General features: G+C 67.6%; 11 protein-coding genes. 2 read left to right on the forward strand and 9 right to left on the reverse strand.

All coding sequences use genetic code 11. The features are described 5' to 3' along the window. Positions 1-52: 52 nt before the first annotated feature. Positions 53-868 carry an alpha/beta fold hydrolase gene (locus LQ564_RS09600; RefSeq protein WP_231057876.1) on the forward strand — a complete coding sequence of 272 codons (816 nt, stop codon included), beginning with the start codon at positions 53-55 and terminating at the stop codon, positions 866-868. A gap of 37 nt (positions 869-905) precedes the next feature. Continuing rightward, on the forward strand, positions 906-1472 hold the full coding sequence (dcd, locus tag LQ564_RS09605; protein ID WP_231057877.1) for a dCTP deaminase: 567 nt from the start codon (positions 906-908) through the stop codon (positions 1470-1472). Positions 1473-1539: 67 nt separating this feature from the next. Here dcd and LQ564_RS09610 read toward each other — a convergent pair whose 3' ends face one another. The 9 genes from LQ564_RS09610 to LQ564_RS09650 all read right to left on the reverse strand — a co-directional run bounded on the left by LQ564_RS09610 (position 1540) and on the right by LQ564_RS09650 (position 15364). Beyond that, positions 1540-3798, reverse strand: a complete 2259-nt coding sequence (locus LQ564_RS09610) for an arginine/lysine/ornithine decarboxylase (protein ID WP_231057878.1) — start codon at positions 3796-3798, stop codon at positions 1540-1542. 184 nt (positions 3799-3982) lie between these two features. Next, positions 3983-4633: a DUF4337 domain-containing protein gene (locus LQ564_RS09615; RefSeq protein ID WP_231057879.1), complete on the reverse strand. Its 651-nt coding sequence runs from the start codon at positions 4631-4633 to the stop codon at positions 3983-3985. After that, on the reverse strand, positions 4630-5124 hold the full coding sequence (locus LQ564_RS09620; protein ID WP_231057880.1) for a dihydrofolate reductase: 495 nt from the start codon (positions 5122-5124) through the stop codon (positions 4630-4632). The genes LQ564_RS09615 and LQ564_RS09620 overlap by 4 nt, the downstream gene beginning before the upstream one ends. A 74-nt stretch (positions 5125-5198) precedes the next feature. Further along, positions 5199-5993 carry a thymidylate synthase gene (thyA, locus tag LQ564_RS09625; protein ID WP_231057881.1) on the reverse strand — a complete coding sequence of 265 codons (795 nt, stop codon included), beginning with the start codon at positions 5991-5993 and terminating at the stop codon, positions 5199-5201. 57 nt (positions 5994-6050) lie between these two features. After that, a complete protein-coding gene (locus LQ564_RS09630; RefSeq protein ID WP_231057882.1) occupies positions 6051-7967 on the reverse strand; it encodes a hypothetical protein in 1917 nt (638 codons plus the stop codon). A gap of 69 nt (positions 7968-8036) precedes the next feature. Then, complete coding sequence (locus LQ564_RS09635) at positions 8037-9137, reverse strand: threonine aldolase family protein (protein ID WP_231057883.1); 1101 nt, start codon at positions 9135-9137, stop codon at positions 8037-8039. Positions 9138-9193: 56 nt separating this feature from the next. After that, positions 9194-11215 (reverse strand): methyl-accepting chemotaxis protein, encoded by a 2022-nt coding sequence (locus LQ564_RS09640; protein WP_231057884.1) that lies wholly within the window; start codon positions 11213-11215, stop codon positions 9194-9196. Between the two features lie 167 nt (positions 11216-11382). Continuing rightward, on the reverse strand, positions 11383-13371 hold the full coding sequence (locus LQ564_RS09645) for a methyl-accepting chemotaxis protein (protein WP_231057885.1): 1989 nt from the start codon (positions 13369-13371) through the stop codon (positions 11383-11385). Between the two features lie 151 nt (positions 13372-13522). Next, entirely contained in the window at positions 13523-15364 is a 1842-nt protein-coding gene (locus LQ564_RS09650) for an ABC transporter transmembrane domain-containing protein (RefSeq protein WP_231057886.1), read from the reverse strand. Between the last annotated feature and the right edge of the window lie 31 nt (positions 15365-15395).

Below are 15395 nucleotides of genomic sequence, written 5' to 3' on the forward strand. Positions count from 1 at the left end.
GTGTTCCAGCTTCATTACAATGGACCGTCATCGTCAATGAAGCTGGAAGCGCATGAGCAAACCCCTGCTGCATTTCTCCCACGGGAACAGCTACCCGGCCGGCACCTACGGCCGGCTGTTCCAGGCCCTCGGCGCCCACTACGAAGTGCGCGCCCATGATATGTACGGGCACGACCCGCGCTTTCCGGTGGGCGACGGCTGGCATGGACTGGTCGACGAATTGATCCACCATCTGGAACGCTACGACCAGCCGCCGATCCTGGTCGGCCATTCGCTGGGCGGCATGCTGAGCATGATGGCGGCCAAGCAGCGCCCGGAACTGGCGCGCTGCGTCGTGATGCTCGATTCGCCGGTGGTCGCCGGCTGGCGCGCCTTCGCCTGGCGCATGGTCAAGGCGCGCGGCCTCGGCTCGCGCTTTTCGCCCGCGCGCTTTTCGGAGCGGCGCCGCAATGTGTGGCCGGACCGCGCCGCCGCCTACCAGCACTTCATCTCGAAACCGATGTTCCAGGCCTGGGCGCCCGGCGCGCTCGACGACTACCTCGACCACGGCCTCACGCCCCATCCGGACGGCGTACAGCTGCGCTTCGACCGCGCCGTCGAAACGCGGATCTACAACACCCTGCCGCATCACATGGGCGCCATCATCCGCGAGCCTTATCCGGTGCCGATCGGCTTCATCGCCGGCACTACCTCGGAAGAGCTGCGCCAGGCCGGGTTGGAGGCCACCCGCAGGCTGGTGGGCGCCAACCTGGTGATGATCGAGGGCGGCCACCTGTACCCGCTGGAGAAGCCGGAAGCCACGGCGAAGCTCACCCACGACATGATTCAAACGCTCCTGCCATTGACAGTGCCGGAGGCCGCCATTTAGCGTAAAATCGCGGGATTGATTTCTTGGAATTTCGACAATGGCTATCAAGAGCGACAAATGGATCCGCCGCATGGCGGAAGAAACCGGCATGATCGAACCCTTCGAACCGCGCCAGGTGCGCGAGTCCGACGGGCGCAAGATCATCTCCTTCGGCACTTCCTCGTACGGCTACGACATCCGCTGCGCCGACGAATTCAAGGTGTTCACGAACATCAACAGCACCATCGTCGACCCGAAGAACTTCGATTCGAATTCGTTTGTGGACATCAAGAGCGACGTCTGCATCATCCCGCCGAACTCCTTCGCGCTGGCCCGCACCATCGAGTACTTCCGCATCCCGCGCAACGTGCTGACCGTCTGCCTCGGCAAATCGACCTACGCGCGCTGCGGCATCATCGTCAACGTGACGCCGTTCGAGCCGGAGTGGGAGGGTTATGTGACCCTGGAGTTCTCGAATACCACGCCGCTGCCGGCCAAGATCTATGCGGGCGAAGGCTGCGCGCAGGTGCTGTTCTTCGAGTCGGATGAAGTGTGCGAGACCTCGTACAAGGATCGCGGTGGGAAGTATCAGGGGCAGCACGGGGTGACGTTGCCCAAGACTTGAGGTTGGTGGCGAAATAGCGAACTTGGGTCCCGGCCTTCGCCGGGACCCAAGTTTGCGTGAATACCTCTTAAGCGTCCTGCATCACGCAATCCACGAAATACCCGCGCTTCCCATCCACTTCCCTCTTCACCAGCCCGTGCACGTCGGTCTCGAACCCCGGGAACCGCTCGTTGAAGTCACGTGCGAAGCGCAGGTAATCCACGATCGTCTTGTTGAACCGCTCGCCCGGAATCAGGAGCGGAATACCCGGCGGATAAGGCGTCAGCAGGATCGCGGTGATGCGGCCTTCCAGCTCGTCGATCGCCACGCGCTCGATCTGGCGGTGCGCCATCTTCGCGAACGCGTCCGACGGCTTCATCGCCGGCACCATGTCCGACAAATACATCTCGGTGGTCAGGCGCGCCACGTCGTACTGCTTGTAGAACTGGTGGATTTCCGTGCACAGGTCGCGCAGGCCGCGGTTTTCATAACGCGGGTTGGCCGCGGCGAACTGCGGCATCACGCGCCACATCTGGGCGTTGCGGTCGTAGTCGTCCTTGAACTGCTGCAGCGCGGTCACCAGGGTGTTCCAGCGGCCCTTGGTGATGCCGATCGTGAACATGATGAAGAAGGAGTACAGGCCGCACTTCTCGATGATCACGCCGTGCTCGGCCAGGTACTTGGTCACGATCGAGGCCGGGATGCCGGTCTCGCCGAACTGGCCGTCGAGGCTCAAGCCCGGGGTCACGATGGTCGACTTGATCGGGTCCAGCATGTTGAAGCCCGGCGCGAGTTTACCGAAGCCGTGCCAGTCGTCCTCGGCATGGATCATCCAGTCCTCTTGACCACCGATGCCTTCTTCCGACTGCACGTCCGGGCCCCAGACCTTGAACCACCAGTCGTCGCCGTACTCGGCGTCGACCTTCTTCATGGCGCGGCGGAAGTCCAGCGCTTCCAGGATCGACTCTTCCACCAGCGCGGTGCCGCCCGGCGCTTCCATCATGGCGGCGGCGACGTCGCAGGAGGCGATGATCGAGTACTGGGGCGAAGTCGAGGTGTGCATCAGGTAGGCCTCGTTGAAGGCGTCCTGGTCGAGCTTCACGGTTTCCGATTCGCGCACCAGCACCTGCGAGGCCTGCGACAGGCCGGCCAGCAGCTTGTGGGTCGACTGGGTCGAGAAGATCATCGACTCCTTGGCGCGCGGGCGGTCCTGGCCGATCGCGTGCATGTTCTTGTAGAAGCTGTGGAAGGTCGCGTGCGGCAGCCAGGCTTCGTCGAAGTGCAGGGTGTCGATCTTCCCGTCCAACATCTCGCGCAGGGTCTCGACGTTGTACACCACGCCGTCGTAGGTCGACTGGGTGATGGTCAGGATGCGCGGCTTCTTGTTCACCGCATCGCGCGCGAACGGATTGGCCTCGATCTTGCGGGCGATCGACTCGGGCGTGAACTCTTCCAGCGGGATCGGGCCGATGATGCCGAGGTTGTTCCGGGTCGGCATCAGGAACACGGGGATCGCGCCGCACATGATGATCGAGTGCAGGATCGACTTGTGGCAGTTACGGTCGACCACCACGATGTCGCCCGGCGCGACGGTGCTGTGCCAGACCATCTTGTTCGAGGTCGAGGTGCCGTTCGTGACGAAGTAGCAGTGGTCGGCGCTGTAGATGCGCGCGGCGTTGCGCTCGGATTTGGCCACCGGGCCCGTGTGGTCGAGCAGCTGGCCGAGTTCCTCGACCGCGTTGCAGACGTCGGCGCGCAGCATGTTCTCGCCGAAGAACTGGTGGAACATCTGGCCGATCGGGCTCTTCAAAAAGGCGACGCCGCCCGAGTGGCCCGGGCAGTGCCACGAGTAGGAGCCATCGTAGGCGTAGTTGACCAGCGCGCGGAAGAAGGGCGGGGCCAGCGAATCGAGGTAGGCCTTGGCTTCGCGGATGATGTGGCGCGCGACGAATTCCGGGGTGTCCTCGAACATGTGGATGAAGCCGTGCAGCTCCTTCAGGATGTCGTTCGGGATGTGACGGCTGGTGCGGGTCTCGCCGTAGATATAGATCGGGATGTCCGCGTTCTTGTGGCGGATCTCCTGCACGAAGGCGCGCAGGCTGCTCAGGGCAACGTCGGTTTCCTCCAGCGTGCCGCCGCCGAATTCCTCGTCGTCGATCGAGAGCACGAAGGCCGAGGCGCGCGACTGCTGCTGGGCGAACTGGGACAGGTCGCCGTAGCTGGTCAGGCCGAGCACTTCCATGCCTTCCTGCTCCATCGCGGCCGCGAGCGCGCGGATGCCGAGACCCGAGGTGTTCTCGGAACGGAAGTCCTCGTCGATGATGATGATGGGGAAACGAAATTTCATGGACAGCTCCAAAGCGAAGCGCCGTGGAAGCGGCGGACCCGAAGGGGCTCGACCGCCGGCCACGGCACCGGGAAAAAGAGGAAACGGATTTTCGCAGAAATCACGGGCGCCGGTGCAAGTTTTTTTGCAAACTCTTTTATAAGAGTAAGCACTTCGGGCATGCGGGGGCGCACACGTGGGTGCGCTAGTCGGGTCGCGGCTCGGTCACGCGCCGCCCGAGACGCCGGAAGCCCTCGGTGAGCAGCGCCGCGCCGACCGCGGCCACCAGTGGAGCAGCGGAGAACGGCACCGGATCGGCATGGATGGCGGCGAACAGCGCCAGGGTCACGCCGAAGGCGGCCACGGCGCTGGTCAGCACCAGCAGCCAGGTGCGGCGCGACAGCAGGGTGATCGCCGCCAAAGAGATCGCCACCTGCTGGGCCACCGACGCGGCCGACCACTGGCGGTGGCGGTGCAGCTCCTTGTCCGACAAGTCGTTCCATTCGCTCGACTCGGCCTCGTGGCGCTCGGCTTCCTTGCGGATGGTTTCCTTCTCCAGGCCGTAGCGGCGAACCTGTTCGCGGTAGAAGGCCTGGTCGACGCCGGGCAGGGCGGCGGCCAGCTCGGCCAGCGCCTGGCGGCCGGACTTGGCCTGGTAGTGGGCCCAGGCGTTGGCGGCGCTGGTCTTGGCGATCGCCGCATTGCTCTTGTAGAGCGAGGCGTTGTTGTGCGAGGCGCTGCCGATGAAGCCGAACATGGTGCCGAGGGTGGCGAGAATGGCGATCAGGACCGCCACCTTGCCGGCGAAGCCGTCGCCGCCCCGGGTGCCGGGAGTGCGGATTGCCGCGTCGCTCATGCCTGCTCCTTGCGTTCGTAGGTCACGAAGGCGTAAGCGACGCCGTCGCCCTCCGGAGCATGGGGCTCGCGCGCGGTCTCGACCCAGGCGGCCGGGTCGATCGGCGGGAAGAAGGTATCGCAGCGGAACACGTGGTCGATCTCGGTGACGATCATGCGGGTCGCCACCGCCATCGCCTGGGTGAACACCTGGGCGCCGCCGATGATGCTGGCCGGCTCGCCCTGCAGCAGCGCGATGGCGCCATCCAGGGAGCCCGCCGTTTCCACGCCGGGGTGCGACCAGCCGGCATTGCGGGTGATGACGATGTTGCGCCGCCCGGGCAGCGGGCGGCCGATCGAGTCGAAGGTCTTGCGGCCCATGACGATGGGTTTCCCCAGGGTGACGCGCTTGAAGTGGGCGAGGTCTGCCGGCAGGCGCCAGGGCAGCTGGTTGTCGACGCCGATGCCGCGCGCGGCGTCGATCGCGACCACGAGGGTCAGGTCATTGGACATCGTGCTCTGTCTAGTATTTACGATGGTGGATATTGTCGCTTTGAAAGCGTAAAGTCAAGGACCGGGATCGACGCTTACACGGCCACCGGCGCCTTGATGCCGGGATGCGGATCGTAGCCCTCGACCACGAAGTCCTCGAAGCGGTAGTCGAACAGCGAGTCCGGCTTGCGCGCGATCACCAGGCGCGGCAGTTCCTTCGGCGTGCGCGACAGCTGCAGATCGACCTGTTCCAGGTGGTTGCTGTACAGGTGGCAATCGCCGCCGGTCCAGACGAAGTCGCCCACTTCCAGGCCCGCCTGCTGCGCCATCATGTGGGTCAGGATCGCGTAGGAGGCGATATTGAAGGGCACGCCCAGGAAGATGTCGGCGCTGCGCTGGTACAGCTGGCAGGACAGCTTGCCGTCGGCCACGTAGAACTGGAAGAAGGCGTGGCAGGGCGGCAGCTTCATGTCGGGCACGTCGGCCACGTTCCAGGCCGAGACAATCATGCGGCGCGAATCCGGCGTGTTGCGGATCTGCGCGAGCACCTGCGAGATCTGGTCGACGTGGCCGCCGTTCGGCAGCGGCCAGCTGCGCCACTGGTAGCCGTAGACCGGGCCCAGGTTGCCGTTCTCGTCCGCCCATTCGTCCCAGATCGTGACGCCCTTATCCTTCAGGTAGGCGATATTGGTCGAGCCCTGCAGGAACCAGATCAGTTCATGGATGATCGACTTCAGGTGGACTTTCTTGGTCGTCAGCAGCGGGAAGCCCTGCTGCAGGTCGAAGCGCATCTGGTAGCCGAACACCGACAGGGTGCCGGTGCCGGTGCGGTCGGTCTTGACCGCGCCATGCTCTTTCACATGGCGCATGAACTCGAGGTATTGGCGCATGGGGGGATTGCAAAAAGGTACAGCCTGACATTGTAACCGAGGCGGCGCGCGGCGGTGCTAGTCGGCCAGTTCGATGTCGACCCCGTGCAGGAAAAAGCCGAGCGGAGGTTCGCCGGGCACGGCAGGCCGTGGCTCGCGCGTGTGCTCGAAGCGGATCTCGAGTACACGGGCGTCTTGCAATGAGGCGGGCAAGACCAGCGGCGCCTGGCCGAGCGCGACGACGCCCAGGTCGACGCCGTTGATCGACACGCGCGAACGGCGCACGGGATGGTGGTAGTAGCCGCGCAGGCCGAGCAGGGCGGGCCGGCGCCCCGGCGGCACCTCGATGCGCAGCGCGGCGTGGCGGCCGGTGTTCCAGACCACCGGCCCCGTCGACGCCGGCCATCCCTCCAACAGCATCGAGGCGGTGTCCGGCGTGATCGCGATGTGGAGGAAGGGCGACGCGCCGGGCGCGCAGCGCAGCGGGCCGCTGTAGTAGCGCCAGCCCGAGGCCAGGGTCTTCACATGGTCCGCCTCCAGGTGGGCGCCGGATGCGCACAGGCCGCCGTCGTCCCCGCCGTTCGACCAGAAGCGCATCAACTTGGTCGGCCCTGCCGGCCCGCGGTGCACCACGACCTGGTCCGGCGTCACCGGGTCTTCGCGCCGACGTTCGCGTTCCAGGAAGATTTCGGGATCGGGGTTGTATAGGTGGGGCGCGTGGCCGAGCACCCAGGTGGCGGCGTGCGTGTGCAGTGTCGGCGCGCGGCGCGAGGGAAAGGCGTTCCAGGTGGCGGCGGCTTGCAGCAGCAGGGCCAGGCCGAGCGCCAGCCAGCGGCGGCGCGCTTCCCATTGCGTCATCGCGGCCAGGCACACGGCCAGGACCGGCATCGAGGTCCAGTAGGCGTAGCGCGCGACCACGATGGCGCCGCTGCTCCAGTTGGCCGCGGCCAGCGTCGGCAGCGCCATGCCCAGGGCCAGCAGCAGGGCGATCGCCAGGTGCGGCAGCCAGGTACGGCGCCGGCCAGCCAGCACCACCAGCGCGATGCAGGACAACAGCGCCGGGAAGCCAATCAGGAGGCCCTGGTTCAAGTCGAACAGGAAGGAGAACAGGCGCTCCGGGCGGATCAGGCCGACGTCGGTGTAATAGTGGCTGATGATGCTTGGCATGCCGAACACCGCCTGGTTATGCACGTAGGGCAGGACGGCGAGCAACAACCCGCCGACGCTCAATGCCGCGCCGCGCAGGCGGCCGCTGGCCGCGGCGAGGTCGGGGAAGGGAACGAGCGCCGGCGCCCAGCGATAGAGCAGGGCATAGGCGCCCGCCGCCGGGATCAGGCCCGCGATCGACGGGTTCTGGGTGGCGCCGAGGCCGGCCAGGGCCACGCACAGCGGCAGGTCGCGGCGCAGGGCGGCGAGCACCGCCAGCAGCACGCAGCAGCCGGCCATGACTTCGGGACCGATCCATACCGTGTAGTAGAGCGGCCCCATGAGCGCGAACAGCCCGAGTTCGGGCAGCCCGGCGCGCGGGAACCAGCGCCGGATGCACCAGGCGCCGCAGGCCGCGATGGCGAGGTTCAGCAGGACCGGCGCCATGAAGGGATTCTGGCCGAGGGCCGCCACCAGCGCGTAGAAGGGCGCGGCCAGCAGCGAGTACATCCAGAAGTGCACGGCGTGGATGCCGCCGTCGACGGCGCGCGCGAAGCCGTGCACGATCACCCCGTCGCGCTCGATACGGCCGATCGCGTCGTCCAGCATGCGCGGTTCGAGGCCGCCGCGCGCCAGCGCCTTGGGCGGCATCGCCTGGAGGGCGGCGACGTCGGCGCGCCGCAGATCGGGCGAGCCGTGGACCACGAAGCCCTGGGCCATCGCCAGGTATTCCATGCCGTCGCCGATCAGGCGCGCGCGCGCCAGGCACAGGAGGGCGAAGGCGGCGCACAGGAGCAGGACGGCGATGCGCGCGAGCGGCGCCGGACGCAGGAAGGCGAAACGTGGCATGAAGATGGGGCGGATGGAAACCCGCGATTCTAGCAAGCGAAGCCGCGCCCCGGTCCGCGCAGCGCCGCTTTATGCCTGCCGGGTAGGCGCCTCCAACGCAGCCGCGAACAGCGCCAGCGCATCGACGACCTGCGCGTCCGACGCGCGCAGCAGGTTGTCGCCCACGTACAGCTCGAAGCTGCTGGCGCCCGCCAGGACGCCGCTCGCGATGCGGTTGAACAGCCACACGCCATGCCGCTCGGCCAGCTCGCGCCGGATCTCGAGCGCGCGTTCCGGCGACACCGGCAAATGCAGGTGCAGCATGTTGACCTGCGGGGCAGCGGGATTGACCTTGATGGCCGGATGCGCCTGCAAGGCCTGGTACAGGAAGCGGGTGCGGCGCAGGTAATCCGGCATCGCCGCCAGCCGTTCGTCGAACTGCATGGCCGCCGCGACGGCGTAGGGCGAGCGGTGGATCACGTTGCCGCCCTGGCGCCGGAACCATTCGGCGGCGCGTTCCACGAAGTCGCGGCTGCCGGCCAGCATGGCGCCGCCCAGGCCGCCGACGCCCTTGTACAGCGAGACGTAGGCCGAGTCGAAACCTGCCGCGACTTCGTGCAGCGGCTTGTCGTAGCCGGCGGCCGCTTCCCACAGCCGCGCGCCGTCCATGTGCAGGTGGGCGCCGCGCGCGGCCACGTGGGCCTTGATCGCCGCGAGTTCGTCCCAGGACGAGAGCTGGCCGCCGATCTCGCGCAGCGGCAGCTCGAGGCCGACGGCGCCCAGGCGGTCGGGAATCGCGGCCAGGTCGGCCACGGTCCAGGGGTGGTGCCGGTCGCCGGCCTGCAGCGCCTTGAAGTGGCCGAGCAGCTGGTAGTTCGAGCGTTCGTGCACGAAGATGTGGGAGGTGGGGTGCAGGGCCACCAGGTCGCGGCCGCGGTCCTGGCAGGCCAGGCGCAGCGCGGTGACCTGGGCCATGGTGCCGCTGATGCAGAACACCGCGGCTTCGAAGCCGAGCAGGCGCGCGACCTTCGCTTCGAATTCCTGCAGCAGGGCGCCGCTGCCGTAGACGTCATGTTCGACGCCGTTCGCCTCGCACCACGCGGCCATCGCGGAGAACATCTCGGCGGGCGTGCGGGCGCGGTGGCCCGGGAAGACGGTGTGGCAGCGGCGTTGCAGTTCCTGGTCGGTCATGGCGGGCTCCTGTCGAAGCCCGCCACTCTACACCGAACTGGCTCGGCCAAGAAACCTCAGGCCGCCAATGCGAGGCGGCGTGCCGGCGCCTGCAGCGCCTGCGCTTCGTCGTCGAGGCGGAACAGGCGCACCGCGCGCGCCAGTTCGGCGGCCTGTTCCTGCATGGCCTGGGCTGCGGCGCTGGCTTGCTCGACCAGCGCGGCATTCTGCTGGGTGGTCTCGTCCATCGCGCCGACCGCCGCGTTGACGTGCTCGATGCCGGCGGTCTGCTCCTGGCTGGCGGCGGTGATCTCGGACATGATGTTGGTCACGCGGGTGACGCCGGCCAGCACCTCGTTCATGGTGACGCCGGCTTCGGCCACCAGCATGCCGCCCGCCTCGACTTCGTTGTTGGAAGCCTCGATCAGGCCCTTGATTTCCCTGGCCGCGGCGGCGCAGCGCTGCGCCAGGTTGCGCACCTCGCCGGCGACGACCGCGAAGCCGCGGCCCTGTTCGCCGGCGCGCGCCGCTTCCACCGCCGCGTTCAGCGCCAGGATATTGGTCTGGAAGGCGATGCCGTCGATGACGCCGGTGATGTCCGAGATCTTGCGCGAGGACTGGCTGATCGCTTCCATGCGCTCGATCACCTGGGCCACGGTGGCGCCGCCCTTCTCGGCGATGCTCGATGCGGTCACGGCCAGCTGGTTGGCCTGGCGCGCATTGTCCGCGTTCTGGCGCACGGTGGCGGTCAGCTGGTCCATCGAGGAGGCAGTGCCGGCCAGGCTGACGGCCTGCTCTTCGGTGCGCTGGCACAGGTCGAGGTTGCCGGCCGAGATTTCCTGCGAGGCGTGGGCGATCTGTTCGGCGCCTTCGCGCACCTTGCCGACCACGCTCGAGAGCTTGGCGCCGACCGCGTTCACGGCCTCGGTCATCAGGCCGATCTCGTCGCGCCGCGTGCTGGCGCGGCGCGCGGTCAGGTCGCCGTCGGCGATGCGGCGTGCGACGTCGCGCACTTCGGCCAGCGGACGCGTGACGATCCCGCGCACCAGCAGGTACAGCGCCGCGGCCAGCAGCGCCAGGGCCGCCAGGCCGAGGCCGATGAAGCGGTTGCGCAGTTCGGTGGCGGCGGCGGTGATCTCGTCGAAGTAGGTGCCGCCGGCGATGACCCAATTCCAGTCCTTGACGTAGGCGTAGGCCGCGAACTTGCGGCGCGCCGCATCCTCGCCCGGGTTCTGCCAGTCGTAGACGATGGCGCCCTGTTTCTTTTCCAGGATCTCCTTGATGAAGAAGCGGCCGTCGGCGTCCTTCGCCTCGAGCAGCTTGCTGCCCTCCTGCGACGGGTGCACCAGCAGCTCGCCGTAATGCTTGCCCGGCGCCGCGTCCAGCACGTAGAAGTAGCCGGTCTCGCCGACCTTGATCGCGCGGATGCGGTCCTTCAGCGCCTTCAGGTCCGCGCTGATGTCGACGCCGACGTAGAGCACCGCGACCACCTTGCCGGACGCGTCGCGCGCCGGTTCGTACTGGGTGATGAACTGCTTGCCGAACAGCGTCACCAGGCCGATGTAGGGGCGGCCTTCGCGCAGCGCGGCATAGGCCGGACTGGCGCGGTCGAGCAGGGTGCCGACCGCGCGCTCGCCGTTTTCCTTCTTGACCGAGGTGGTCACGCGCACGAAGTCCTCGCGGTCGACGGCGAAGATGGTGGCGTTGCCGCCGGTCTGGGCGGTGAAGTTGTCGGGCGTGCTGAAGTCGAGGTTCAGCGGTTTGCCGTCCAGGCTCAGGGTCGGCGTGGCGCGCCCGCCGATGTCGACCGGCGTGGCGGGATCGAGCGCAAAGGCGCCCGGCAGCGTGTTGCGGAAAATGCGGCCGAAGCTCTTCGCGGAGCTGCTGGCGCTCTTGTTGAACATCTCCACCGTGTTCGACACGCTGCGCAGCTCACCGGCGACGCTGTCGAGCGCGCGCTGCTCCAGCATGCGCGAGGTGGTGAAGGTGATCGTGGCGATCAGGGCGGCGATCACGGCGCCCATCAGCACGAAGGTGATGGTGCTGATGCGGGTGCCGACGCTCCAGTTGGCAGGGTGATATCGGTGGTTGGCGGACATGGCAGGGATTCGGACGAGAGAAGTCCCGAATCTTACTGTCTGCATTTTCCGCAGCGCAACAAATCCTCACCAAAAGTCACATTGGCGACGCGTACACACAACAAAGGTGACGTTACGTCAAGCGCGACCCTGTCCTTCCGTTAACAAGCTTGAGAAAAAACCAAGACTCACGTTCGCGCCAGGGCCAGACGCGCCGGCGCCGCCAGCTGCGTCTGTTCGCCGATGCGGAACTGGCGCACCGCGCGCGCCAGCGCGGCGGCCTGGTCCTGCATGGCTTGGGCGGCTGCGCTGGCTTCCTCGACCACGGCGGCGGTCTGCTGGGTGGTCTCGTCCATCGTGCCGACCGCGCGGTTCACGTGCTCGATGCTGCGGCTCTGCTCCTGGCTGGCGGCGGTGATCTCGGCCATGATGTCGGTCACGCGACCCACGCTGGCCAGCACTTCCTGCATGGTGGCGCCGGCTTCGGCCACCAGTGCGCCGCCGGCGTCGACCTCGCCGTTCGAGGCTTCGATCAGGAGCTTGATCTCTTTCGCCGCGGCGGCGCTGCGCTGGGCCAGGCTGCGCACCTCGCCTGCCACGACCGCGAAGCCGCGCCCCTGTTCGCCGGCGCGCGCCGCTTCCACCGCCGCGTTCAGGGCAAGGATATTGGTCTGGAAGGCGATGCCATCGATGACGCCGATGATGTCGACGATCTTGCGCGAGGACTGGCTGATCGCTTCCATGCGCTCGACCACCGCGGCCACCGTCGCGCCGCCTTTCTGCGCCACGCTCGAGGTGTTCTGCACCAGCGCATTGGCCTGGCGCGCGTTGTCCGCGTTCTGGCGCACGGTGGCGGTGAGCTGGTCCATGGAGGACGCAGTGCCGGCCAGGCTGGCGGCCTGCTCTTCGGTGCGCTGGCACAGGTCCAGGTTGCCGGTCGAGATCTGTTCGGAAGCGGCGGCGATCTGTTCGGCGCCGTCGCGCACCTGGCCGACCACGCGCGACAGGTTGGCGCCGATGGTGTTGATGGCGTCGTTCAGCAGGCCCACCTCGTCCTCGCGCCGGCCTTCGATGCGCGCGCCCAGGTCGCCGTCGGCGATCCGTTTCGCCACTCGCCGCACTTCGGCCAGCGGACGCGAGACGCTGCGCCGCATGATGTTCGAGAGCAGCGCGGCCAGCACCGCGAGGCCCAGCAGGCCGAACACGATGAAGCGGTTGCGCAGGGCGGTGGCGTCCTCGGTGATCTCGTCCAGGTAGGTGCCGCCGGCCAGCACCCAGTTCCAGTCCTTCAGGTGGGTGTAGACCACGAACTTCTGGCGCGACTCGGGCTCGCCCGGGTTCTGCCAGTCGTAGCGGATGCTGCCGTTCTTCTTCTCGACCATCTCCTTGACGAAGTGATTGCCGGCGGCGTCCTTGCTGCCGATGATATTGCTGCCTTCCTTGGCGGGGTGGATGATGAGCGTGCCTGCGCTCGGGCCCGGCGTGGGGTCGAGCACGAAGAAGTAGCCGGTGTCGCCGACCTTCATGGCGCGCACGCGTTCCTTGAGCGACTTCAGGTCGTCGTCGATGTCGACCGCCACGCGCAGCGCGCCCACGGTCCGGCCGCCGGCGTCGCGCAGGGGTTCGTAGCGCGCGATCGCCTGGCGCCCGCCAAGCTGCGCCAGGCCGGAATAGGCCTCGCCCTTGCGCAGCATCGTGTAGGCGGGGCTGGCGGCATCGAGCTTGACGCCGAGCGCGCGCTCGCCCTTGGCGGTCCTGGTGGAAGTGACGACGCTGACGAAGTTTTCGCCGTCCAGCGCGAACAGGGTCGCGCTGCCCCCGGTGTGGGTGGCGAAAGCGTCGACCGCGGCGCTATCGAGCGCGGCCGGCTTGCCGCCGACCGTGAGGGCGCCGTCCTGCGGGTCGCGTCCGAACTCGCCCGGCAAGGAGGCGCGGAACAGCTTGGCGAAGCTGCGCGCTTCGCTGCCCACGCTGCGGTCGAACATCTCGATGGTATTGGCGACGCTGCGCAGTTCGCTGGCGACGCCGCTCTCGGCGCGCTCGGTGAGCAGCGACGACACCGTGAGGGTCACGGCGGCCAGCAGGGCGGCGATGCATAGTCCGGTCAGGACGAAGGTGATGGCGCCGATTCGGGTGCCGACGTTCCAGCTGGCCGGACGGAAGAGTTTGTGGAACATGGTAACCCGTCAAGTATGAATTGTTCAGCATCATACCCGTGAACTTTTCCAAGTGACAATACCTGTTTCCTCAAATCCATCAACAAACGTGCGAGCGCGTCAATTTGTATTGACGACTCCGCGTGATTTGGCGGTTGACCCGCGCATATCGCTATGACAGGGTCGCGTCGAGCGGCATATGTGTGCTGAACTGCAGCGCAGCAAGATTGGCGTAGACGCCGCGCTGCGCCACCAGCTCGGCATGGGTGCCGGTTTCCACCACGCGGCCGTCTTCCAGCACGATGATGCGGTCGGCGCGCTGGACCGTCGCCAGGCGGTGCGCGATGATGATGGTGGTGCGGCCGACCATGGCCGCTTCCAGCGCGCGCTGCACCAGCCGTTCGGACTCGGCGTCGAGCGCGCTGGTGGCTTCGTCGAGCAGCAGCAGCGGCGGGTTTTTCAGCAGGGCGCGCGCGATCGCGATGCGCTGGCGCTGCCCGCCCGACAGGCGCACACCGCGCTCGCCCAGGTAGGAAGCGTAGCCCTGCGGCAGGCGCTCGATGAATTCGTGGGCGGCGGCCTGCTTCGCCGCCGCGATCACTTCCTCGTCGCTGGCATCCGGCCGGCCGTAGCGGATGTTCTCCAGCGCGCTGGTGGAAAAGATCACCGTATCCTGCGGCACGATGCCGATCGCGCCGCGCAGGGTATGCAGGGCCAGGTCGCGGATGTCGACGCCGTCCAGGCGAATGCTCCCCAGTTGCGGGTCGTAGAAGCGCAGCAGCAGCTGGAACAGGGTGGTCTTGCCGGCGCCCGAGGGGCCGACCAGGGCCACCGTTTCGCCGGGGCGGATGTCGAGGTCGAGGTGGGCCAGCGCCGCCGTCTCAAGCCGCGAGGGATAGCTGAAGCTGACCGCTTCCAGGGTGACCCGGGCGCCGTTCTCGATGCGCCGCGGCAGCGCCCGCGGCTGGGCCGGGTCGTGGATGTCGGAGCGCGCCGCCAGCAGTTCCAGCAGGCGCTCGGTGGCGCCGGCGGCGCGCTGGGCTTCGCCCATCACTTCCGACAGCGCGCCGACCGAGCCGGCCACGATCGAGGCGTACAGGATGAACTGTCCGAGGTCGCCCCCGGTCATGGTCCCGGCCAGCACCGCGTGCGCGCCCAGCCACAGCACGAACACGATGGCGCCGAACACCAGCAGGATCGCCAGCATGGTGAGCGTGGCGCGCGCCCGGATGCGGCGGATCGCGGTGGCGAAGGCGCCGTCGACCGAGGTCGTGAAGCGGCCCGACTCGATGCCCTCGTGGGTGAAGGACTGCACGGTGGGCATGGCGTTGAGGATCTCGCCGGCCAGGGCCGAGGCGTCGGCGATGCGGTCCTGCGAGTCGCGCGAGAGCTTGCGCACACGGCGGCCGTAGAGCACGATCGGCAGCACCACCAGCACCAGCAGGCCCAGGATGATGGCGCTGAGCCTGGGGCTGGTCACGAACAGCATCACCAGGCCGCCCGCGAACAGCAGGGTGTTGCGCAGCGCCAGCGAGATGCTGGTGCCGACCACCGACTGGATCAGGGTGGTGTCGGTGGTCAGGCGCGACAGCACTTCGCCGGTGCGGGTGGTTTCGAAGAATTCGGGGCTCTGGTGCACCACGTGGCGGTACACCGCCGCGCGCACGTCGGCCACCACGCGCTCGCCCAGCCAGGACACCATGTAGAAGCGCGCCGCGGTGGACACCGCCAGCACGGCGGCCACGCCGAACAGGGCCAGGAACACGGCGTCGACGTGCTCGATGCTCTGGCCGCCATTGCCACCCACGCCGGCCGCGCCGAAGCCGTGGTCGATCATCTGCTTGAAGGCGGCGGGGATGGCGAGCGTGGCGCCGGCCGCGAACAGCAGGGCGATGCCGGCCAGGACGAACTGGCGGCGGTAGGGCGCCAGGAAGGGCAGCAAGCCCTTGAGGGCGGCCAGGCTGCCTTTGCGGCTGGAATCGGAATCGGTGCTGCCGGTGGTGCGGTTCGTCATTCTGTCTCGGGGTATTCTTCTTGATCGTGGT

The organism is Massilia phyllostachyos, from assembly GCF_021044825.1.
GTDB lineage: Bacteria > Pseudomonadota > Gammaproteobacteria > Burkholderiales > Burkholderiaceae_D > Telluria > Telluria phyllostachyos.

Coding starts and splice junctions, on each gene's coding strand:
- LQ564_RS09600 (WP_231057876.1), top strand. CDS start 53: ATGAGCAAACCCCTGCTGCATTTCTCCCACGGGAACAGCTACCCGGCC.
- dcd (WP_231057877.1), top strand. CDS start 906: ATGGCTATCAAGAGCGACAAATGGATCCGCCGCATGGCGGAAGAAACC.
- LQ564_RS09610 (WP_231057878.1), bottom strand. CDS start 3,798: ATGAAATTTCGTTTCCCCATCATCATCATCGACGAGGACTTCCGTTCC.
- LQ564_RS09615 (WP_231057879.1), bottom strand. CDS start 4,633: ATGAGCGACGCGGCAATCCGCACTCCCGGCACCCGGGGCGGCGACGGC.
- LQ564_RS09620 (WP_231057880.1), bottom strand. CDS start 5,124: ATGTCCAATGACCTGACCCTCGTGGTCGCGATCGACGCCGCGCGCGGC.
- thyA (WP_231057881.1), bottom strand. CDS start 5,993: ATGCGCCAATACCTCGAGTTCATGCGCCATGTGAAAGAGCATGGCGCG.
- LQ564_RS09630 (WP_231057882.1), bottom strand. CDS start 7,967: ATGCCACGTTTCGCCTTCCTGCGTCCGGCGCCGCTCGCGCGCATCGCC.
- LQ564_RS09635 (WP_231057883.1), bottom strand. CDS start 9,137: ATGACCGACCAGGAACTGCAACGCCGCTGCCACACCGTCTTCCCGGGC.
- LQ564_RS09640 (WP_231057884.1), bottom strand. CDS start 11,215: ATGTCCGCCAACCACCGATATCACCCTGCCAACTGGAGCGTCGGCACC.
- LQ564_RS09645 (WP_231057885.1), bottom strand. CDS start 13,371: ATGTTCCACAAACTCTTCCGTCCGGCCAGCTGGAACGTCGGCACCCGA.
- LQ564_RS09650 (WP_231057886.1), bottom strand. CDS start 15,364: ATGACGAACCGCACCACCGGCAGCACCGATTCCGATTCCAGCCGCAAA.